Annotated in this window: 21 protein-coding genes and 2 pseudogenes; 11 read left to right on the top strand and 12 right to left on the bottom strand. The window is 73.9% G+C overall.

Annotated elements, in window-relative coordinates; all coding sequences use genetic code 11:
- Positions 1-999 (top strand): hypothetical protein (locus tag LCD35_RS27360; protein ID WP_224961422.1); only part of this gene is annotated, 999 nt, incomplete at its 5' end.
- Between the two features lie 166 nt (positions 1,000-1,165).
- On the opposite strand, the gene LCD35_RS27355 is transcribed toward LCD35_RS27360, so the two are convergent.
- The 3 genes and pseudogenes from LCD35_RS27355 to vioD form a co-directional block, all read right to left on the bottom strand.
- The gene (locus LCD35_RS27355; RefSeq protein WP_224961463.1) at positions 1,166-1,477 is read right to left on the bottom strand and encodes a hypothetical protein; all 312 of its coding nucleotides are present in this window, start codon (positions 1,475-1,477) and stop codon (positions 1,166-1,168) included.
- Positions 1,478-1,505: 28 nt separating this feature from the next.
- Positions 1,506-1,796: pseudogene (locus LCD35_RS30825) on the bottom strand (AMP-binding protein); the annotation flags it as partial.
- Complete coding sequence (gene vioD / locus LCD35_RS27345; protein ID WP_224967816.1) at positions 1,793-2,950, bottom strand: capreomycidine synthase; 1,158 nt, start codon at positions 2,948-2,950, stop codon at positions 1,793-1,795. The pseudogene LCD35_RS30825 and the gene vioD, both read right to left, overlap by 4 nt.
- A gap of 365 nt (positions 2,951-3,315) precedes the next feature.
- Here vioD and LCD35_RS27340 point away from each other — a divergent pair, with 365 nt between their 5' ends.
- The 3 genes from LCD35_RS27340 (at position 3,316) to LCD35_RS27330 (ending at position 6,281) form a co-directional block, all read left to right on the top strand.
- Complete coding sequence (locus LCD35_RS27340) at positions 3,316-3,879, top strand: GNAT family N-acetyltransferase (protein ID WP_224967814.1); 564 nt, start codon at positions 3,316-3,318, stop codon at positions 3,877-3,879.
- 150 nt (positions 3,880-4,029) lie between these two features.
- Positions 4,030-4,821 carry an alpha/beta fold hydrolase gene (locus tag LCD35_RS27335; protein WP_224961426.1) on the top strand — a complete coding sequence of 264 codons (792 nt, stop codon included), beginning with the start codon at positions 4,030-4,032 and terminating at the stop codon, positions 4,819-4,821.
- 272 nt (positions 4,822-5,093) lie between these two features.
- Complete coding sequence (locus LCD35_RS27330) at positions 5,094-6,281, top strand: amidohydrolase family protein (protein WP_224961428.1); 1,188 nt, start codon at positions 5,094-5,096, stop codon at positions 6,279-6,281.
- A 3-nt stretch (positions 6,282-6,284) separates the two neighbouring features.
- Here the strand turns inward: LCD35_RS27330 and LCD35_RS27325 are convergent, their stop codons facing one another.
- A complete protein-coding gene (locus tag LCD35_RS27325) occupies positions 6,285-7,214 on the bottom strand; it encodes a zinc-binding dehydrogenase (RefSeq protein ID WP_224961430.1) in 930 nt (309 codons plus the stop codon).
- 154 nt (positions 7,215-7,368) lie between these two features.
- Between LCD35_RS27325 and LCD35_RS27320 the strand changes: the two genes are divergently transcribed.
- From LCD35_RS27320 to LCD35_RS27310, 3 genes are all read left to right on the top strand, one after another.
- The gene (locus LCD35_RS27320) at positions 7,369-8,319 is read left to right on the top strand and encodes a phosphotransferase (protein ID WP_224961432.1); all 951 of its coding nucleotides are present in this window, start codon (positions 7,369-7,371) and stop codon (positions 8,317-8,319) included.
- Between the two features lie 87 nt (positions 8,320-8,406).
- A complete protein-coding gene (locus tag LCD35_RS27315; protein WP_225045172.1) occupies positions 8,407-9,045 on the top strand; it encodes a TetR/AcrR family transcriptional regulator in 639 nt (212 codons plus the stop codon).
- A gap of 218 nt (positions 9,046-9,263) precedes the next feature.
- Complete coding sequence (locus tag LCD35_RS27310) at positions 9,264-9,698, top strand: VOC family protein (protein ID WP_224961436.1); 435 nt, start codon at positions 9,264-9,266, stop codon at positions 9,696-9,698.
- A 7-nt stretch (positions 9,699-9,705) separates the two neighbouring features.
- On the opposite strand, the gene LCD35_RS27305 is transcribed toward LCD35_RS27310, so the two are convergent.
- The 5 genes from LCD35_RS27305 to LCD35_RS27280 all read right to left on the bottom strand — a co-directional run bounded on the left by LCD35_RS27305 (position 9,706) and on the right by LCD35_RS27280 (position 13,850).
- Positions 9,706-10,248: a DUF1992 domain-containing protein gene (locus tag LCD35_RS27305; RefSeq protein ID WP_224967807.1), complete on the bottom strand. Its 543-nt coding sequence runs from the start codon at positions 10,246-10,248 to the stop codon at positions 9,706-9,708.
- Between the two features lie 192 nt (positions 10,249-10,440).
- Positions 10,441-11,223: an SDR family NAD(P)-dependent oxidoreductase gene (locus tag LCD35_RS27295; protein ID WP_224961440.1), complete on the bottom strand. Its 783-nt coding sequence runs from the start codon at positions 11,221-11,223 to the stop codon at positions 10,441-10,443.
- A gap of 202 nt (positions 11,224-11,425) precedes the next feature.
- A complete protein-coding gene (locus LCD35_RS27290; protein ID WP_224967804.1) occupies positions 11,426-12,007 on the bottom strand; it encodes a hydrolase in 582 nt (193 codons plus the stop codon).
- Positions 12,008-12,042: 35 nt separating this feature from the next.
- A complete protein-coding gene (locus tag LCD35_RS27285; RefSeq protein ID WP_308011324.1) occupies positions 12,043-13,410 on the bottom strand; it encodes an MFS transporter in 1,368 nt (455 codons plus the stop codon).
- Complete coding sequence (locus LCD35_RS27280) at positions 13,407-13,850, bottom strand: MarR family winged helix-turn-helix transcriptional regulator (RefSeq protein ID WP_224961444.1); 444 nt, start codon at positions 13,848-13,850, stop codon at positions 13,407-13,409. Before LCD35_RS27280 ends, LCD35_RS27285 begins: the two co-directional genes overlap by 4 nt.
- Positions 13,851-13,984: 134 nt before the next feature.
- Here LCD35_RS27280 and LCD35_RS27275 point away from each other — a divergent pair, with 134 nt between their 5' ends.
- Entirely contained in the window at positions 13,985-14,290 is a 306-nt protein-coding gene (locus tag LCD35_RS27275) for a GNAT family N-acetyltransferase (protein WP_224961446.1), read from the top strand.
- A gap of 22 nt (positions 14,291-14,312) precedes the next feature.
- Entirely contained in the window at positions 14,313-15,317 is a 1,005-nt protein-coding gene (locus LCD35_RS27270) for a pirin family protein (RefSeq protein WP_224961448.1), read from the top strand.
- A 6-nt stretch (positions 15,318-15,323) separates the two neighbouring features.
- On the opposite strand, the gene LCD35_RS27265 is transcribed toward LCD35_RS27270, so the two are convergent.
- From LCD35_RS27265 to LCD35_RS30195, 3 genes and pseudogenes are all read right to left on the bottom strand, one after another.
- Positions 15,324-15,857 (bottom strand): GNAT family N-acetyltransferase, encoded by a 534-nt coding sequence (locus LCD35_RS27265; RefSeq protein ID WP_224961451.1) that lies wholly within the window; start codon positions 15,855-15,857, stop codon positions 15,324-15,326.
- 44 nt (positions 15,858-15,901) lie between these two features.
- Positions 15,902-16,573: a carboxylesterase family protein gene (locus tag LCD35_RS30200; protein WP_255615679.1), complete on the bottom strand. Its 672-nt coding sequence runs from the start codon at positions 16,571-16,573 to the stop codon at positions 15,902-15,904.
- Between the two features lie 137 nt (positions 16,574-16,710).
- Positions 16,711-17,313: pseudogene (locus LCD35_RS30195) on the bottom strand (carboxylesterase family protein); the annotation flags it as partial.
- A 177-nt stretch (positions 17,314-17,490) separates the two neighbouring features.
- Between LCD35_RS30195 and LCD35_RS27255 the strand changes: the two are divergent.
- Both LCD35_RS27255 and LCD35_RS27250 read left to right on the top strand, forming a co-directional pair.
- Complete coding sequence (locus LCD35_RS27255) at positions 17,491-18,258, top strand: exonuclease domain-containing protein (RefSeq protein WP_224961453.1); 768 nt, start codon at positions 17,491-17,493, stop codon at positions 18,256-18,258.
- A gap of 165 nt (positions 18,259-18,423) precedes the next feature.
- Positions 18,424-20,172 (top strand): glycosyl hydrolase family 28-related protein, encoded by a 1,749-nt coding sequence (locus tag LCD35_RS27250; RefSeq protein WP_224961455.1) that lies wholly within the window; start codon positions 18,424-18,426, stop codon positions 20,170-20,172.
- Positions 20,173-20,766: the final 594 nt, after the last annotated feature.

Genomic DNA, 20,766 nt, shown 5'->3' with positions numbered 1-20,766 from the left:
ACCCCCTACTGCGCCCCCGACCCCGACCGGTACGGGCAGTGGGGCGCCAAGACGATCAGCTGCGCCATGCTCGACGAGCACCGCGAGATCTGGACCCGCGTCTACGGCCCCGATCAGCCGATGACCCACCTCGACGTGCACGCCCTCGACGAACGGCTCACCGGGCTGACCGGGGTGCTCGACCCGGTGCGCACCGAGGTCGCCGCGCTGCGGCAGCACGCCACCGAACAGCTCGCCACCGCGCTCACCGCCCGCGCCACCGCCGAAGCCGATCGGGACGACGCGCTGGAGAAGTCCCGCGCCGCCGAACACGACCGGGACCGCGCCCGCGCCGAGGCCGCCGAAGCCCACGAGCAGGCGGCGACCGCCCGCGCCGCGCAGGAGACCGCCGAGGCCGAACGCGATCAGGCCGTGCAGGACCGCGACGCCGCCCATGCCGACCGGGACGCCGCGCGCCGCGACAGCGCTCAAGCCCACGCCGACCGGCAGGCCGCCCTCACCCAAGCCGCCGCCGCCCAGCAGCACATCGCCGAGCTCAACGACGCCCGCGCCACCGAACGCGCCGCCGCGCTCGACGAGCAGGAACGCCTCCGCCACGAAGCCGACGAGGAACGGCAGCGGCTGCGCGACGAACTCGACCAGCACTGGCGGCAGCGGCTGCAGGACCAGGAGGCCGCGTCGACCGAGCGGCTCACCGCCACCCGCGAGGCCGCCGACGCCCGCGCCGCCGAACTCACCGACCGGCTCACCGAAGCCACCCGCTCCTACGCCGCCGGCCTCGCCCCGCTGCACGCGGAACTCGCCGCCGAACGCACCGCCCACGCCGAGCAGCAGGCGGCCGCGGCCACCGCTCGCCGCGAACACGAGGAATTCCGCACGGCCCTGCGCCAGGCCCTCGCCACCGAACCCGGCGACGAGCTGCCCGCACGGGTGCGCGCCCTGCTCGGACCGGACGACGAGGACCCGGACGGCGAGAACTCCGGGACGACCACCGGCTGAGCACGGCGGCGACCACCCGCGATCGGCCTCGGCGACCGGGTCCGCGCCGACATCGCGGAGGGGAGATCACCCGGCCTTTTCGTCACAGTGCTGAAAATCGACGGTGTCCAGCGATGCGGAAACCATCACCCTCGCGCCGTCCGGCCCGGGCACGTCCCTGCCGCGGTCAGCCGTCACCCGCGGCCGGGGCGTTCGGCACCGCCGCGTGGCGCCGCTTGAGCTGGTCGGCGAACTCCCGCCACAGCTCGGCGCAGTCCTCGGCCGCAGCGCTGATCACCTCCACCTGGTGGCCCGGCAGGTTGGCGATCAACCTGTCCCATCCGCCGGGACGCAGCGCTCCCGCGAAGTTGGTGTGCAGCAACCGGATCAGCGCTCTGCCCGATTCGGAGAAGCGCAGCGACGGGTCCTTGCCGAGGTGGTGCAGCACCCGCGGCCAGTCGCGAGCGCAGGGTTGCGCGGCCTGGGATCGCCGCGCCACCGGGATCGGCGTTCGCGCCTGCGGCGATGGCCGCTCGGGCCGAGCGCGGCAGCGCGCCGTCCAGGACGGTGAACGCCGCTCCGCTCTTGAGCACCGCGACCATGCCCGCGACCGTGCTCGCCGGGGAGGCCAGCGCCAGGCCGACGATCCGTTCCGGCCCGGCACCGCGTGCGACGAGGTCCGCGGCCAGCGCGTCCGTGCGCCGGTCCAGCTCGCGGTAGGTCAGCACCGGTCCGCCGTCGATGATCAGCGCGGGCCGGTCCGGGCCCTCGCCGACGCACCGCTCCCACTGGGCCAGCAGGTCGGCTTCGGCCGTCATGACCGCGCTCCGCGCAACCACGCGGACAACTCCCCGAGCCCCACCCGGAACTCCCGTTCGGCGCCGCCGAACCCGAGCCGCACCCCGTCCGGCCTGCCGAACGCGCTGCCCGGCACGAGCAGGGTGCGGTGCGCCTCCAGCAGGCCGAGGCAGAACGCTTCGCAGTCGGCGGCCTCCCCGCTGAGCCCGCGGATCTCCAGCAGCGCGCACACCCCGCCGAGGGGTTCCTGCCAGCGCACGTGCTCGGCGTGCTCGGCCACCCAGGCGCGCAGCCGGTCGAGGTTGCGCCGCGCTTCGGCTCGGCGTGGTTCGATCAGCGTTGGGGCGCGGCGCATGGCGCGGGCGGCGATCAGTTCGACCATCGGGGACAGGAACAGCGTGGTGCGGTCGCGCCGCGGGAACGTGGCCCGCAGCAGTTCGGGTGGCCCCAGGCACCAGCCGACGCGGAGCCCGGGGAGGCCGAACGCCTTGGAGAACGTGCCGTAGGACAGGGTCCGCTCGTAGCGGGACGCGGGCTCGGGCAGCTGGGCCCAGCGGTGGGTGATCTCGGAGAACGCCGCGTCCCAGACGAGCAGCGCGCCGGTCGTCGCGACGTGATCGACGAACGCCGCCCAGCCCTCCAGGGACAGGGTGCGGCCCGTCGGGTTGTGCGGGAAGTTCACGATCACGGCCGCGACGTCGCCGGTGATCAGTTCGGCCAGCACGGCCGGGTCCACGTGGCCGCCGCGCACCGCCCCGGTCGGCAGCACGGCGACCTCGCAGCCGATGGCCGCCGGGTAGTGCCCGAGCGCGTGGTAGGTGCTCTCCTGCACCACGACCCGGTCCCCGGGGCGCAGCACGGTCGGCAGCGTGAGCGCGATGGCTTCGCTGGAGCCGTGGGTGACCAGCACCCGGTCCGGGTCGCCGTCGCCGTAGCGGTCGGCGATGGCTCGGCGGACGTCCGCTCCGCCTTGGGAGTCGCTGTCGTCCATGAGCACCGCGTCGAGCTCGGCCCGGCCGATGCCGCAGGCGAGGCGCACCTGCTCGAAGGTGTAAGGCCGCACCCCGCTGGAGCTGAGGTCGAGCACGCCGGGTCGCAGGTGGCGGCGGTACCACTCCTCCAGCAGCGGGGCCGAGTTCGCCGGAACCTGGTCCGGCAGCCGTGTTGCCCTCAACCTTGCGTCCCTTCCTCAAGCCGGCGCGGGACGGCGGCGCTCCCGCGATCGATCTCCTACGAGGACGACCCTCGAACGGTGCGCCGAAATGGTCCGAACACCCGTGAATCGCCAGGTTCGGCCGGAATCGGTGCCGAGGTCCGGATCAGAATCGCCACGTCCGCTCCGCCACGTCAAGCGGGCGGTGTTCGACCGCGCAAATACGCGGTCCAACACCGGGAGAACGGTGTCACCCGAATGTGTGCGCACATTCCACGAATGCCGCGGATGATCGCGCTCCGGGCGCGTGCAATACGCCGATCCGAGCGCGTCGCGAATCCGGTATCGGTATTCACGGCCGCCGCGCGTTGTGCGATCATCGCCACGTGATCGAGCAGCAGAACGACTCCCCGAGCACCCGAATCACCTTCCGCAGGGCCGGGAACGGAGATGAAGCCGCCGTCCGCGCGATCGACGGATCCTTCACCACGAACACCATCTTCGAAGTCAGCGGGGACGAAGACGGTTTCCGCTTGCGCGAGATTCCGGTGTCACCGCCGATCAACAAGGTGTTCCCCGCCGATGCGGAAGAGGACGACGAGGACGACGACCCGGTTCGGTTCGTGTGCGTCGACTCCGCCGGAGCGGTCTGCGGTTTCATCGACCTCGAACACGAGTCTTGGAATGGCCGAATGACCATTTCCGATGTGGAAATATCTCCGGAACAACGGGGTCGCGGAATCGGTCGCGTACTGGTGAACCTGGCCATCGGCCACGCCCGCGAACTGCGGGCCCGAACCTTGTGGCTGGAGGTCACCAACATCAACGCGCCCGCCATCAACGCGTATCGGCGCCTGGGCTTCACGCTCTGCGGACTGGACACCTCGCTGTACCGGGGAACCGCGTCGGAAGGCGAAACGGCGCTGTTCATGAGCCGCGACCTGACCTGAGCACCCGGGTGCCGCCGCGACCGGCGACGGCTCGGGGGGCGGGTGCACGCCCCGCGAGATCGCCGTCGCCGGAACCGTCCGCGGCGCTCGTCGCCGACGTCGCCGCGGGCCACCCGTCGCCCGCGGAGTGACCACCGTTCGGGAGGACCGATGCCGGTAAAGGACGACCGCGGCGCACCACCGCCCTTCGGCGATGTCGGCACCGGCGAGCCGGTGGTGCTGGTGACGGGGTCCGGCGCGGGCGGATCGACGTGGCACCTGCAGGTTCCGGCGCTGGTCGCGGCCGGGTACCGGGTGCTCACCCCGGACCACCGGGAGCACTCGGCCGGCGGTGCCGACGATCTCGTCGCGGACCTCGTCGGGTTGATCGAACGCGTGCGGCTGGGGCCGTGCCGCCTCGTCGGCACGTCGCTGGGCGCGCACGTGGTCCAAGAGCTGCTGCTGGCCCGTCCGGACCTCGCCCGGCAGGCGGTGCTGCTGGCGACCCGCGGCCGCGCCGACGCACTGCGCGCGGCCGCGGTGGCCGCCGAACGCGAACTGCTCGCCAGCGGCGTCGTGCTCCCGCCCGGGTACGCGGCGGTGCAGCGGGCGCTGCAGTTCTTGTCCCCCGCGACGCTCAACGACGACGTGCGGCTCACCGACTGGCTGGACCTGTTCGAGGTGTTCCCGCCGGCGCGCGCGACGGAACTCGTGGACGTCGCGGCGGACCGGCTCGACGCCTACCGGGCGATCCGGGTGCCGACCCTGGTGATCGGGTTCGGCGATGACCTGATCGCGCCGCCGCACCTGGGTCGCGAGGTGGCCGCGGCCATCCCCGGAGCGCGCTACGTGGAGATCGCCGACTGCGCCCACTACGGCTACCTCGAACGGCCGGAGGCGGTGAACTCGGCTCTGCTCGACTTCTTCGCACCACCGCCCGCAGGCCGCACGCCGCCGACGTGATCTGCGGCATCGACACCCCCGCAGGAGTTCCGCACCACCGGTACCGGCGACGGAGCGCTCGAACGGGTGCACCCCGCTCGGGTCGGACGACGACACCGGCCGAACCCGGCGGTGAATATCCGCGATCGGCCTCGGCGACCCGGTTCGCGCCGCTACGTTCCGGACCACGCACTCCTTTCGTCACCGTGCCGAAAGGCGCCGGAGTCGGGAGACGCGCGAGAACGATCTCCTTCGGCCCCTTCGGCGGGCCGGAAGACGAAGGAGCCGCACCCATGAAGCTGATCAGCGCGGACCGGGTGCTGCCCGGGCCGGCCGGGCAGTGCCTCGAAGACGGCGCCGTCCTGGTCGAGGGCGCCCGGATCGCCGCGGTCGGGACGCGCGAGCAGCTGCGCCACCGGGAACACACCCGGCACGAGCACTGGTCCGGCGCTACCCTGCTGCCCGGGCTGATCAACGCCCACGTGCACCTGGTCTTCGACGACACCGCCCCCGATCCGGCCGCCCTGGTCGAGCGGGTGCGCACCACCTCCGACGAGCGGCTGCACGAGCAGGCGGCCGGGCGCGCGCTGCGGGCACTGCGCTCCGGCACGACGACGCTGCGGGACTGCGGCGACCGGGACGGGATCACCGCGCGGCTGCGGGACGAGATCCGCACCGGCGCCACCACCGGCCCGCGCCTGATCACCACCGGACCACCGCTGACCGTGCCGGACGGGCACTGCTGGTTCCTCGGCGGTGCCGCCGGAACGGACGAGGAGTTGCGCGAGCGGGTGCGGCGCAACGCCGAGCTCGGCGTCGACATGATCAAGGTGATGGCCTCGGGCGGGCAGATCACCCCCGGCTCCCCACCGAGCTGGCAGTCCCAGTTCGACCGCGACCGGCTGCGCCTCGTCGTCGCCGAAGCCGAGCGGCACGGGCTGCCGGTCGCCGCGCACGCCCACGGCACCACCGCGATCCGCGACGCCGTGGCCGCGGGCGTGCGCACCGTCGAGCACTGCTCCTGGACGACCGGACCGGGCGAGGTGCACCGCGACGCCGCGACCGCCGCGGAGATGGCCGCGCGCGGTGTGCACGCGTGCGCGGCCTCCTCCCGCAACTGGCGGCGGATCATCGACTCGCTGCCCCCGGAGGTCGCCGAGCAGGTCTACGGCCGGTTGCCGTGGCTGGCCGAACGCGGCGTCGGGCTGATCACCGGCACCGACGCGGGTCTGCCGTCCAGCCCGTTCGACGACCTGCCCGGGGCGCTGCAGCTCTACGTCCACCTCGGGTTCGCCGCCGACCGCGTCGTGGAGATGGCGACCACGACGAGCGCGGCCGCGCTCGGGCTGGGCGAGGTGACCGGCCGGCTCGCTCCCGGCTTGGACGCGGACCTGCTCGTCGTCGACGGTGATCCGCGCACCGGCCTCGCCGCGCTGGGCGCGGTGCGCGCCGTGTTCGCCCGGGGTGCGGCGGTCGGCTGAACCTCAGCTGAGGTCGAGGACCGCTTTGCCGTGCAGCCGGGCGCCGCGCAGCTGGTCGATGGCCTCCCCGGCCCGCTCCCAGTCACCGCGCCAGGAGATCTCCGGGTGCAGCCGCCCGGTCGCGACCTGCTCGGCCAGCCAGGTCAGGTCCGCGCCCAGCCCAGGGGCGGAGGGCATGAAGAACGTGACCAGGTGGCGGTCGTCGTTGCCTGGCGCGCCGAACAGCTCGCCGTACGGGAAGTGCTCGGCTTCGCCGGTGGTGTGCCCGACGGCGACCAGCGTGCCGCCCGGGTGCAGCTTCCGGAACGCGCTGACCAGCTGCGGGCCGCCGACGTTGTCGACCACGCCGTGCACGGGCGCGTCGAGCTCGTCCGGCCTGCCGATCACCTCGTGGGCACCGAGGTCGCGCAGCTCGTCGCCGCGTGCGGTGGTGTCGCGGGTGGAGGCGATCACGTGCGCCCCGCCGAGGCGGGCGAGTTCGACCGCGTAGCGCCCGACTCCGCCGGTGGCGCCGGTGACCAGCACGCGCCTGGCGAGGATCGGGCCGAGGCGGCGCAGGGCGCGCAGCGCGCTGGCCCCGGCGACCGGGACGGTGCTGAGCACCCCGAGATCCGCACCCTCGGGCGCGGTGCCGATCGTGTCGGTGTCCACGGCGCGCAGCTCGGCCCACCCGCCCTGCATGGCCATGGTGACCACCGGGGTGCCTGCGGCCGGGCCGGAGCCGTCGGCGGCGGGGCGTTCGACGACGCCCGCGGCGTCCCAGCCCAGCAGGGTGCCGTCGGGCGAGCCGGGCAGCAGGTCGGTGACCTCGCCGTAGTTCAGCGAGATCGCCGAGACCCGCACCAGCGCCTGGCCCGGCGCGGGTGCGGGGTCGGTGGTGCGGCCGAGCCGCAGCCCGGTGGGTGCGGAGTGGTCGACGAGCAGTGCACGCATGGCGCCGCGCCTTTCCCTGGGTGGAGTCGTCGCTCGGACGCGACCACCCATTTATGCCACTGAGTGGCAGTTGGCGTCAAGTGACAGGCCTTGGTGATCCGACCGGCCCGAAAATCCGTCGCACCCCGAACCGCCGCGTGACAGCATCTGCCGCATGCCCGCAGCCGTGACCGCGCAGCAGCGCGCCGACCGCACCGCCCGCGCCCTCGCCGCCGCCACCGCGGCCGGCCGCGACCTCGGACTCGACGTCGGCGCGGCGACCGTGCTGCACGACGCGTTCTCCGTCGTCGTGCACCTGTCCCCCTCCCCGGTCGTGGTGCGGGTGCCGACCGTGCTGCCGGGCGGTACCGACGTCGAGACCCAGGCAGCCCGCCAGCGCAGCGAGCTCGACGTCGTGGCCTGGCTGGCTGAGCAGGGCGTGCCCGTCGTCGCGCCGAGCCCGCTCGTGCCCCGCGAACCGGTGCGGCGCGACGGCTTCTCGATGACCTGCTGGCAGCTCGTCGAGAACGACACCACCGCCGAACCCGACTACCTCGACCGCTGCCGCCTGGTCGCCGACCTGCACCTGGCGCTGCGCGGCTACCCCGGCGCGCTGCCCTTCCTGGACGCGGTCGACCTCGGGATGATCACCCGCGGGCTCGCCGACCTCGCCGAGCTGCCCGAGCTGCTCGCCCCCGCCGACCTGGAACGAGCCCACCGGGAATGGGACGTGCTCGCGCCGCTGGTGCGGTCCCGCCAGGAGTTCGAGGCCGCGTTCCCCGGCGTCGGCATCCAGCCGGTCCACGGTGACGCGCCCGCCGTCAACATCCTCACCACGCCCGGCGGCGACCTGTTCGCCGACTTCGAACTCGCCACCTCCGGGCCCGTCGAATGGGACCTGGCGTTCCTCGGCGCCGACGCCGCCGCCACCTACGACGCGGCGGCGCGCGCACTCGGCCTGCGCACTCTCGACGACCGGGTGCTGCGCCTGGTCGACGCGATCGGCGTGCTGCGCTCGGTGGCCTGCCTCGCCCTCGCCCCGCAGCTGCCGATGCTCGCCGAAGCCGTCGCCCCGGTGCTCGACCGCTGGCGGGACGGCCCCTTCGCCGGTGGCTTCGAGCGCTGACCTCGCCCGCCTCCGCGCCACCGGGTGCCGTCCGTCCCCGAGCGGCATCCACCACTCGGGGACGGACCTGCGCGTAGGCTCGGCCGCATGCCCGAGGCCCCCGCAGGTTCGCTGCGCGAGCGCAAGAAGCAGCGCACCCGCCAAGAGCTGATCGACACCGCGTTGGAGATGTTCACCGAACGCGGCTTCGACGCGGTCACCCTCGACGAGCTCTGCGCCGCCGTCGAAATCTCCAAGCGCACGTTCTTCCGCTACTTCACCAGCAAGGAAGACGTCGCGATGGCCCCCAGCCAGGACATGTGGGCCGCGCTGATCGAACGGCTGCGCGCCGGTGAACCCGACCTGGACCGCACCCTGCTGGACTCCGTCCAGGACGACCTGCTCGCCGTCGTGGCGGACATGCCCGGAGGATGGGCGCGGCGCACCCTGGCCGCCCACCGGCTCACCGCCACCACCGCGTCGATCAACGGGCACAACCTGCACTTCTGCGACCGCACCACCCGCACCATCCGCGACGTGCTCGGCAAGCGGTTCGCCATCCCCGACGACACCACCGATCCGCGGCCGCGGATCGCCCTCGACGTGCTGATCTCCGCGACCCGTTGCGCCCAGGACGCGTGGGCCGCCGGGAGCACCGGCACCCGCGACGAGCTGCTCGCCCACCTGCGGATCGCGTTCGCCGCGATCCCCGGCGCGCTCACCTGCACTCCGCACGTGCGGGGCTGAACCGCGCACGTCCGGCCGAGGCCTCGCCTTCGGCCTGGTCGTGCTGCTTCGCCGCCGTTCCGGGTGCTCGCCACCCTCCCCGGCTCGCCGATGGGGACCCCGGTCAACGCCCTCGGGTTCGCCCCGATCAGGGCGGTGCTCCTGGGGCGAGCGCGCTGACCTCCGGAATTCTCGCCGTTCCCGGCCCCGGCGCGGTCCCCGGCACCTAGGGTGAGCGGATGTCGTCGATCAAGCAGGTCCAGGTCACCTTCGACTGCGCCGAACCGGAACGCCTCGCCCGGTTCTGGTGCGAGGTGCTCGGTTACGTCGTCGCGCCACCGCCGGAAGGCTTCACGAGCTGGGCGGAATACGACCGCACGCTGCCGCCGGAACGGCAGGGCGCCGGGTTCGTGTGCCGCGACCCCGAAGGGCAGGGCCCGCGGCTGTACTTCCAGCGCGTTCCCGAAGGCAAGGTCGTCAAGAACCGGGTGCACCTGGACGTGCGGGTCGGCACCGGCCTGGTGGGCGAGGAGCGCGTCGCCGCGCTCGAAGCGGAATGCGCCCGGCTGGTCGAGCTCGGCGCGCAGCGGGTGCGGCTGCTGGTCGCCGACGAGTACGACGAGTCCTGCCTGGTGATGCAGGACATCGAGGGCAACGAGTTCTGCCTCGACTGACCGCCGTTCAGCCGCGCCCGGCGGGGAACCGGCTGGTGCCGCGCAAGAAGCGGGTGATGCGCTGCCACCGCCCGCCCGACGGCTCCGCCCGGACCGGCGCGGCCGGAGCGGTGGCGCGGGCCCGCGCGCGCTGGTCGCGCCAGTCGGCGACGAGTTCCTCCACCTGCACCAGGCCCAGCGGCACCTGCGGTCCGGTCGGGGTGCGCAGCCACGCCAGGATGCGCCGGTTGAGCTCCGCGGCCGCATCCCGCACTGCCTGCTCGGACGGCAGCTGCCGCACCTCGCCGCGGAGCCGTTCGGCCTCCTTGCGCAGTTGCAGCGGGGTCGGCAGCAGCGCCTCGCGGGACAGGCCTTCGCGGTCGACGTAGCCGCGGACCCACCACAGCTCGTCGTGCGGCTCACCGGCGCCGGGCAGCGGGCGGCCCAGGCCGTCGAGGTCCTCGAAGTCGCCGCGTTCCTGGGCGACGCGGATCTGCCGCTCGATCCACGTCTCGAACGTCGTGCCGTGCGGTTTGCGCTCGGTCATGCCGCCCTCCCGCGTCGTCGCCACCGGCTCCCAGGATATCCGCGGCTCCACGGCCGATCGAGCGCCGCTCAGCGCGCCGCGAACGCGCACAGGTGGCGAACTTCTGCAGCACCTGGCCTGCCGACCCGGTGCCGAGGGAGAAGAACTCCGGCGCGAAGCGTCCCACCGGCACCACCACCTCGGCGCCGAGGAAGGAGGCGCCGACCAGGTCAGGTTTCAGGTGCGCAGGTGGGACGCGCCGTTGACATCGAGCACCGCGCCCGAGGACCAGGTCGCCTCCGGTGAGGCCAGGTACAGCACGGCCGAAGCGACCTCCTCCGGCGCCGCGACCCGGCCGAACGGGCTCTGCGCCCGGATGTCGGCGCCCTGCTGCCCCTCCAACCGGCCCGCGACGCGTTCGGTCTCGACGAACCCGGGCGCCACCGAGGCCACCGCGATGCCGTGCGGCGCCAGCGCCACCGCCAGCGACTGGCCCAGCGCGTGCAGCGCCGCCTTGCTCGCCGCGTACGCCGGGTGGTCGGGTTCGCCGCGGAACGCGCCGCGCGACCCGACGTTGACGATGCGCCCGGTGGCGCCGCGTTCGATGAGGTGCGCGGCCACCTGGTGGCTCAGGTTCGCCGCGCCCAGCAGGTTCACCTCGACGGTGCTGCGCCACGCGGCCTGCCAGTCGGCGTAGGAGGTGGTCGCGGGCGGGTGCGGGGTCATCACCGCCGCGTTGTTGACCAGCACGTCGAGGGCGCCGAGCCCGTCGACCGCCTCCCCGACCAGGCGCTGCACCTGGCCGGGGTCGGCGAGGTCGGCCCGCACCAGCACGTGCCCGGAACCGGGCAGCGATTCGAGGGTGCGGGCGGCGTCCTCGGGCCGGGAGGAGCAGTGCACGGCGACCCGGTCCCCGGCTTGGGCGAACGCGACCGCGACGGCACGACCGATGCCGCGCGAAGCGCCGGTGACCAGCACTCCGCGCCCGGATTCGGCCGAGGGGTAGGAAGAACGCGACATGGGACTCCGATCGCTGCGTCTCGACTTCTGCTGTGGAGCGGGTGGCGGAACCGCACCGCGTGTCCTCGAACCTGTGCCGCGGGCCGTGTCCGTGTCCTGTCAGCGGCGAAGCCGATGAGCAGAGACCACGCACGCAGCTCGACCACCCGCTGAGGTTCCGCCACCCCAGTGCTACACGACGAGAGTTGAGCGGACAGACCGGTCAGCGGGTCGACTTGAACAGGTCGACGACCTCGTCGGTGGTCCCCGTTTCGCCGAGGCGCGGGAAGATCCGCTCCAGGCTGTTGCGGTGCGCCTCCGCGTCGAGGTCGGTCATCGCGTCGGTGGCCAGCGTGACGTGGTAGCCGTGCTCGTGCGCGGCGCGCGCGGTGGACTCCACGCCGAGGCTGGTGGCGATGCCGCCGAGCACGATCTGGGTGACGCCGCGGCGCCGCAGCTGCACGTCCAGGTCGGTGCCGTGGAAGGCGCCCCAGTTCCGCTTGGTCACCACGATGTCGGCGGGGTGGCCGGCGAGTTCGTCGATGATCCGGTCCCAGCCCTCCGGGAACTCGCGGCGGCCGCCCCCGGCGGAGGTGCGGCCCGGCGCGGCGTCGGCGCCGTCGGCGGCGAAGCTGACCCGCACCAGCACGACCGGGGCGTCGTGCTCGCGGAACACCTCGGCGAGCCGGACGCAGCGCTGCACCACGTCGGCGGTGGTGTGCGGGGTGCCGGGCGCGCCGGTGATGCCGTTCTGCAGGTCGATGACGACCAGCGCGGTGCGCGGGTCGAGCGTGCTCAGGGACATGGGTGGAACCTTTCCGGGAGGGGTTTTCCGGTCGATCACCGCACCGCCGCGGGCCCGAGGCGCCGCAGCGTGCGGTCGAGCACCGTCACCACCAGCAGCAGAGCGGCGACGACGATCAGGAACAGGGCGAGGCCGTGCAGCCCGGTGGTGTCGGCTCCCCCGCTGAGGAAGGTGCCGCCTGCGGCGGCCGCGACCATCGCCCCGACGTAGGTGAAGGTGCGCAGCAACCCGGCGGAGGAACCCATCCGCTCGGGGTCGGCCTGGTGGTAGAGCGCCTTCTGGTTGGCGAGGCTGATCAGCCCCTGCGGGACGCCGACGACGACCGCGATCGCCACCAGCAGCCAGATCCCGCTGCGCGCGCCGACGAACAGCAGCAGCGCGCACGCCACCAGCTGGGCCAGGCCGCCGACGAGCAGCTTGCCACGGACGCCGTCGCTGCGGCCGGTGGTGCTGGACACGACGATGCCGGTGAGGAACATCGGCAGCAGCACCAGCCCGGATTCGGTGGGCGTGAGCCCACGGCCCTGCTCCATCCACTGGGTGTAGCCGAACAGGAACGCGTAGGAGACGGTGAACGCCAGCAGCGTCCGTGCGAAGGTGCCCAGCACCGGCGGGTTCCCGGCCAGCACCCGCAGGTCCAGGAACGGTTCCGCCGCGCGCAGCTCCCGCACCGCGAACCCGGCCCCGGCGGCGACCGCGAGCACCGGCAGGTACCAGTGCGCGGTGGAAGGCTCCATCAGGAACAGCAGCAGCGCGCTCAGCGTCGCCGCGAACAGCGCGATGCCGGGCACGTCGAGCGAACCCGAACCGGATTCGTGCCCGCCGCCGCGGGGCAGCCGCAGCGCACCGAGCACCAGGCAGGCCAGCGAGAGCGGGATGTTCACCGCGAACACGGTGCGCCAGCCGCCGAACCCGATCAGCAGCCCGCCGAGGGTGGGGCCGACCACGGCGATGGTCTGCGCGGAGATCGCCAGCGCGGTCAACACCCCGTTCGGGCTGTCCCGCCCGGTGCGCCGCGATTCGCTGCGGATCAGGTGCATCGCCGCCGGGTAGCCCGCGCAGGTGCCGAAGCCGATCAGCACCCGCGCGACGACGAGCACGCCGAGGTTCGGCGCCAGCGCTCCGAGCACTCCGGCGATCCCGAGCAGCGCCGCACCGGCGAGGAACAGCCGCCGCGGGCCGTGCAGGTCCACCAGCCTGCCCACCACGGGTTGGCCGATGGCGGTGGCCAGGTACAGCGCGGACACCAGCCACGCGGTCTCGGCGGGTGGCGCGCCGAGGGCGGCGCCGATCGGCACCAGCGCCACCGCGATCATCGAGGAGTTCACCGGGTTCAGCGCCGACCCGAGCACCATCGGGGCGATCAGCTTCCGGTCGAAGCGCTCCTGCCCGGTGGCGGTCACCGCTCCGCGACCCGTTCCAGCAGCGCCATCGCCTCGATGATCACGTGCCGTTCCTGTTCGGTGCAGCGTTCCTGCAAGGCGGTGGTGAGCCATTCGCGGCGGGCCTGCCGATCGCCTTCGGCGCGGCGCTTGCCCACGTCGCTGAGCGTGATGAGCTGCCTGCGGCCGTCGGCCGGGTCGGGGCGGCGTTCGATGAGCCCGTGCTGGTCGAGGGCGGCGAGCGTGCTGGCCATCGATTGCGGCCGCACCCCTTCGGCGACCGCGAGCACGCTGGCCGAGGAGTCGCCCTCCTTGCCGAGCCGGGTGAGCACCGAGGTCTGCGAGGGGGTGAGGTCGTCGCCGACGGCCAGCTCGCGCAGCCTGCGCCGCAGCCTGCCGACCACCACCCGCACCTCGCGGGAGGCGCGCACCGCCGAGTCGTCGTTCTCGGTTCCCGTCATGCCCCCACGGTAAATTCGACAGTCTGAACTGTCCAGTCCCACCTGTCCAGGTCGACCTGCTCAGCCTCGACTGCCCGGAATGCGCGATCGGCCCGAACCGGACGCACCGCCGCGCGAACTGGTAGAAGGGCGGTATGAGCGAACAACCGCAGGTGCAGGACCACCCGGAGCGCAACCGGTTCGAGATCACCGTCGGCGGCGAGCTCGCCGGGTTCGTCGACTACCGGCGCACCCCCGGGCACGTCGACCTGGTGCACACCGAGATCGACCCCGCCCACCAGGGCGCCGGGCTCGCCGGGACGCTCGCGAAGACCGCGCTCGACTCGCTGCGCGCCGAAGGGGTGCAGGTCACGCCGACCTGCTCCTACATCGCCGCCTACATCCGCAAGCACCCCGAGCACCTCGACCTGGTGCCCGAGTCCGCGCGCGCCGCCCTCTGATCGCGCGGGCTACCGTCGTCCCGTGAGCAACACCGAACCGGACCCCGCCGAACGCACCGTTTGCGACGGGCCGCCCACCGGCACCGCCGAACCCCGCGCGGACCTGCTCGAACCGCGCGACGTGCCGCTGGGCGGGCCGCGGGCGATGCGGGTGCGCCGCACCCTGCCGCACCGGGACCTGCGCATGGTCGGCGCCTGGTGCTTCGTGGACTCCTACGGTCCGACCGACCTCGGCGGTGGTCCGGGGATGCAGGTGCCCCCGCACCCGCACATCGGGTTGCAGACCGTCAGCTGGCTGCTCGACGGCGAGATCCTGCACCAGGACAGCCTCGGCAACGCGCGGCTGGTGCGGCCCGGGCAGCTGAACCTGATGACCGCGGGCGGCGGCATCGCCCACTCCGAGCAGACCCCGGCCGAGCACTCCCCGGTGCTGCACGGCGTGCAGCTGTGGATCGCCCAGCCCGAACGGGACCGCAACGGGCCAGCCCACTTCGAGCAGCACGCCGACCTGCCGGTGCTCACCGAGGACGGCGGCCGCATCACCGTGATCAACGGCGAGCTCGGCGGCGCCACCTCACCGGCCCGCACCTACACCCCGCTGGTCGGCGCCGAGATCGCGCTGCGCCCCGGTGGGCGGGTGCGGCTGCCGCTGCGCCCGGACTTCGAGCACGCGGTGCTGGCGCTGTCGGATCCGGTGGAGGTCGACGGCACCGCGCTCACCACCGGCTCGCTGCTGCACCTCGGCGAAGGGCGCCGGGAGGTCCTGCTGTCCGCGGCGTCGGCGAGCCGGGCGCTGCTGATCGGCGGGGCGCCGTTCGACGAGGAACTGGTCATGTGGTGGAACTTCGTCGCCCGCACCCACGAGGAAGTCGTCGAAGCGCGCCGCGACTGGGAGGCCGAGCGCACCGGCCCCAGCGCGGACCGGTTCGGAGCCGTGCCCGGCTACGACGGCGCCGCGCTGCCCGCGCCCGAACCACCCCGCGCACGCCTGCGCGCCCGCCCCAGGGCCCGGCACCTGGAGCGCTGAGGCGGCTCACCGGGCCCGGTCGGACCAGACGACCTCCCCGTCCACGACCGCCGAGGTCGGGGACAGGCCCACCGCGCGGGCGACCGCGCTCGACCGCCGGTGTCCGGGACGGATGTGCGCGGTCAGCTCGCCGACGCCCTGCTCGTGCAGCCAGCCGGCCATGGTCCGCGCCGCTTCCTGCGCGTAGCCGTGGCCCTGGTGCTCGGTGCCGACGACCCAGGCGAGCGCGGCCCGCAGCAGTCCCGGCTCCGGGCGGGTGAGCGTGGCCTGCACGGTGCCGCGAACCCGCCCGTCGGCGCGGCCGCGCACGATCCAGTTCAGCCAGCCCTGCTCGCCGTCCGGGGAGTGCCCGGCCACCTGCCACCGGTAGCGCGCCGCGAGCTCGTCGGCGGAACGCGGTTCCCCACCGGTCCACTCGTGCAGCCGCACGTCGTCGAGGACCGGCGCGGTCTCCCGCGCGTGCGCGACCCGCAGCGGTTCCAGCCGCAGTCGAACCGTCAGCAGCGGCGCGGCGGCCGGCCAGGCCGCGAGATCGGACACGCCGCGGATCGTAGCCGCGCAGGCCACCGGCGGCCGGGCACCCGTCACCGGGGCCCGCCGGCCCCCGGCTCGGGTCCCGCGGTGAACACGTGACCGCCCCGGTGCTCCGGCCACCCCGGGTCGCCGGTGGCCGCGAACGACACCCACGCCCCGTGCAGCCGATCCGCCAGCGCACGGTCCGGCTCCTCCCCGAGCAGCCCGGTCGGCCCGGTGGCGACCGCCAGGTTGTGGAACACGAACGGCAGCTCCAACCCGTGGCAGGCACCCAGCCGGCCGCCGAAGCGCGGCGAGCGCCAGGTGAACTCGGCGACGTGCGTGCGCCCACCGGAATCGCGGTGGCGCGCGGCGAACTCCCGGGCCGGCAGCCGGAACACCAGGTCGGTCAGCGCCGCCGACAGCGCCTCGCCCGCCGGGCGCCGCCCCAGGCCGTAGGCCGCGAGCACGCCGGACGCGTCCGGGTGCGAGGCACCGAGCGCGGCGACGGCCTGCTCGTCGGTGGTGGAGTCGACGACGCCGGAGGCCACCAGGTACAGCGCCATCTCCTCCCGGCAGGTGCTCACCAGCACGTCGATCCCGGCCGCGCTGCCCGCGGCCACCGCCTCGCCCGGCGGCACCGGCAGCACGTCGTCGCCGTGCACCGGCAGGAACGCGCTGAGCCCGAACGACGGGTCGTGGCCGTGCTCGTCGCGCAGGTCCGGAGCACCGCCGGGCGCCATGACCGCTGCTTGCGCGGCCAGCAGCTCCCGCACCCCGACCCGCCGGAACGCCTCCGCCGTCGCCGGAACGCCTCCGCCGTCGCGGGAACGCCCAGGTGCCGCGCCAGCGACTCCACCAGCACCCGGCCCAGGTTCCGCGAGCGGGTCATGCCGGTGTGCCCGCTCTGCACGATCGCCCGGTCCACCACCCCGTCCAGCAGCGGCGAACCGAGCAGGTCCGCGATGCTCATCGCCCCGGAGGACTGCCCGCACACCGTGACGTTGCCCGGGTCGCCGCCGAACGCGGCGGCGTTGTCCCGCACCCAGCGCAGCGCGGCCAGCTGGTCGCGCAATCCCACGTTCGTTTCCCCGATCGGGGCGAAGCCCTCCGCTCCCAACCGGTGGTTGATCGCGACCAGCACCACCCCGGAGCGGGCGAACGCGGCCCCGTCGTAGAGCGGTGCCGCGCCGCCGCCGCTGACGAACGCGCCGCCGTGCACGAACACCAGCACCGGCAGTCCGGCGCCGTCCTGGTCCGGGCGGGTGATCTCGGCGGTCAGGTAGTCGTCGCCGCCGAACCACTCCGGGCCGCGCAGCACCGAGACGTCCAAGCCCGGCAGCTCCCCCGCGGCCTGCTGCGGCGCGACCGGCCCGACCCGGTCCGCCGCGCGGACCCCGCCCCAGCGCGGCGCCGGTCGTGGGGCCGCGAACCGCAGGTCACCGGTGGGTGCGGCCGCGTAGGGCACCGCGCGGAAGCGCACCACCCCGCCGCCGCGGATCCCGCGGACCCGCCCCGACGTGGTGGTGGCGATCGGTTCTGCCACTGCCCGGTCCTCCTCCTGCCGCGCCCGATCGAGTCGGGCGGATCACTGCGCGATCACCGGATCCTCCGGCGAGGCCCGCTGATCGCGTCGGACGATCTCGATACCGTGGCGATCATGACCAACCCCACGTCGTCCTGGGCGGACGGGCCGCTGCTGGCGTTCGACCTGGAAACCACCGGAACGGACACCGGCACCGACCGGATCGTGACCGGCACCCTGATCTCCATCGTGCCCGGCCGCGAACCGCAGGTCCGCACCTGGCTGGCCGACCCCGGTGTGGAGATCCCCGCCGAGGCCGCCGAAGTGCACGGCATCAGCACCGACCACGCCCGCGAGCACGGCCGCCCCGCCGCGGAGGTCGCCGCCGAGATCGCCGAAGCGCTGACCGACACCTGGCACCCGACGCGGCCGCTGTGCGTGTTCAACGCGCCGTTCGACCTGTCGCTGCTGGACTCGGAGCTGCGCCGCCACCACGGGCGGAAGCTGGAGGTGACCGGGCCGGTCGTCGATCCGCGCTGCCTGGACAAGCGGTTCGACCGCTACCGCAAGGGCAAGCGCACCCTCGGCGCGCTGTGCGAGCACTACCGGGTGCGGCTGGACTCCGCGCACGACGCCACCGCCGACGCGCTGGCCTGCGCCCGGCTGGCGTGGCGGCTGGCCAAGACCCACCCGGACGAGATCGGCACCCGCGCCCTCGCCGCCCTGCACGAGGACCAGACCGGCTGGCACCGCGACCAGCAGCACGACTTCGCCGGGTTCCTCGACCGCCAGGCCGACCGCGCGACCGACACCGCCGAAGCCGACGGGCTGCGGGCCCGCGCGGCCGACGTGCGCGCCCGCGCCGAGCACTGGCCGCTGGCGCTGGTCGCCGAACCTGCCTGACGGCGAGTGGGGCAACGGGTGCGGCGCGCGGAGCAGCCGCCCTGTCGGGTTCCCGTCATCGGGTCCGCCCGGGTCCGGCGCGCTCCTACGGTGAGCGCTTTCCGCAGGTGACGCGGCCGTGCGGGCCGCCGAACCCGCTCGTTCCCCGGACCCGAAGGACGTGCTGTGCCGAGCCCCGAACTCCCCGACACCGGCCGCGATCCGCGGTGGCGCCGCCGCGCCGTGACGGCCGCGGTCGCGCTGCTGGCCGCGGGCACCACCGCGCCGGCCACCGCGGCCGCCGAACCCGACGCGCGCGCCGGCGCGCAGACCCCGTTCACCTCGGTGGAAGCCGAGGGCGCCGAGACCAACGGCACCGTCCTGGGCCCCGACCTCACCCAGGGCAGCCTCGCCTCGGAGGCCTCCGGGCGTCGCGCGGTGACCTTGGACGGCCCGGACCGGTACGTCGAGTTCTCCCTCGGCGCCGACGCGAACGCGCTGACCGTCTCCGGCAGCGTCCCGGACGGCACCGAGGGCACCGTGACCGTGTCGGTCAACGGTGAACGCCTCGACACCCCGTTGCGGGTCACCAGCGAGTACTCCTACCTCGACACCCCGGACATCGAAGGGTCGACGACCCACCACCTGTTCGACCACGCCCGCCTGCTGCTGGACCGCGACCTGCACGCCGGGGACGTGGTGCGGCTGCAACCGGGCACGGTGCCCTCCTACACCGTCGACGTCGCCGACTTCGAACAGGTCGCTCCCGCCCCCGAGGCGCCGCAGGGCTCGGTGTCCGTGCTCGACACCGGTGCCGATCCGACCGGCGCCGAGGACTCCGCGGCCGCGTTCACCGCCGCGATCGAGCGGGCCAGGGCCGCGGGCACCGAAGTGTGGGTGCCCGAAGGCCGGTTCCGCATCGACTCCCCGCTGGCCGTCGAACAGGTCTCGATCATCGGCGCCGGGCCGTGGCGGTCGGTGCTGCTGAGCTCGCACCTGATCGACCAGACCGAGTCCGCGGGCGGGGTGCGGCTGCGCGACTTCGCGGTGCTCGGCGACGTCACCGACCGGGTCGACGACTCCCCGGACAACTTCGTCACCGGCAGTCTCGGCGCGGGTTCCGAGATGACCGGGCTGTGGTTGCAGCACCTCAAGGTCGGCATGTGGCTGACCGGGAACAACGACGACCTGCTGGTCGAGGGCAACCGGATCCTGGACACCACCGCCGACGGCATCAACCTCAACGGGTCGGCCCGCGGGGTGCGGGTGCGGAACAACTTCCTGCGCAACACCGGGGACGACTCGCTGGCCATGTGGTCGCTGCACGCGCCCGACACCGGCAGCTCGTTCACCGGCAACACCGTGATCGCCCCGAACCTCGCCAACGGCATCGCCGTCTACGGCGGCACCGACCTGCAGGTGCGGGACAACCTGGTCGCCGACACCAACGCGCTGGGCAGCGGCATCGCGATCTCCAACCAGGCGTTCGCGGCTCCGTTCTTCCCGCTCAGCGGCACGATCGAGGTGACCGGCAACGAGCTGGTGCGCACCGGGGCGATGAACCCGAACCGGCTACACCCGATGGGGGCGCTGCGAGTGGACGCGTACGACTCGCCCATCGAGGCCGAGGTCCGGATCGCCGGGACGACCGCGACCGGTAGCCCGTACTCGGTGTTCGAGTTCTCCTCGGGCGGCGGGCAGGGCCACGAGGTCCGCGGCGTCACCGTCGAGGGCGCGGAGCTGCGCGGCGTGGGCACGGTCGTCGTGCAGGCCGAGACCGGCGGTGCGGCCCGCTTCGAGCAGGTCACCGCGGAGTCCGTGGGCGCGGCCGGGGTGTACAACTGCCCGGACCGGGGGACGTTCACCGTCGATCTCGGCGCCGGCAACAGCGGCTGGGACGACATCTGGCCGTGCGGGACGTGGCCCGAACCGTGAGCCGCGGCGGGTCTCCCCGAGTTCGATCCCGGGGAGACCCGCGCACGCAGCGAACAGGGCGGGTGTCCTGCGGTGCCCGCGCACCGGTCTCCTGCCACGGACCGTGAGCACGAAGGTGCCCGAACCGGCCCGCGAAGTCGGCACGGCCGCTCACGGTCGGCGACCGCGGGCGGGATGTGGCGGGGAACGCATCCCGCTTCTGGCCCTAGCGACCGCAGTGATCGCCGCAGTTGAGGACGATGTTCGGCACTGGCCGTGACAGTGCGCGGCGGATCACCCACATTTCGCGCCCACTCGGGTGGTGCTTTACCGGTCCGTTACCGGTAGGGTCTGATCCGCCGGTGGGTCACCCACTGGTGGTACTGGCCGTTTGCTCCCCGCAGAGTCGATACGGATGACACTTCAAGACGATCTAGTTCGCCCCTGGTTCCAGCCGGCGGTCCCGCCCGAGCAGCAGGACCGTTCGCGGCCCGATGCCGGACCGGTGACCACTCGCTTCGTCGGAGAACTGCCCCTCGATGCGGCACCGAGGAACGGACGGGAGCACGGGTGTTTCGGCGAGGCAAGGGCATCGAGCTCAAATCGACCGGCGAG

The sequence above is a fragment of the Saccharopolyspora sp. 6V genome (assembly GCF_020176785.1).
GTDB lineage: Bacteria > Actinomycetota > Actinomycetes > Mycobacteriales > Pseudonocardiaceae > Saccharopolyspora_C > Saccharopolyspora_C gregorii.
The sequence above is the reverse complement of the archived record's forward strand: the minus strand, read 5'-3'. Positions and strand labels throughout refer to the sequence as shown.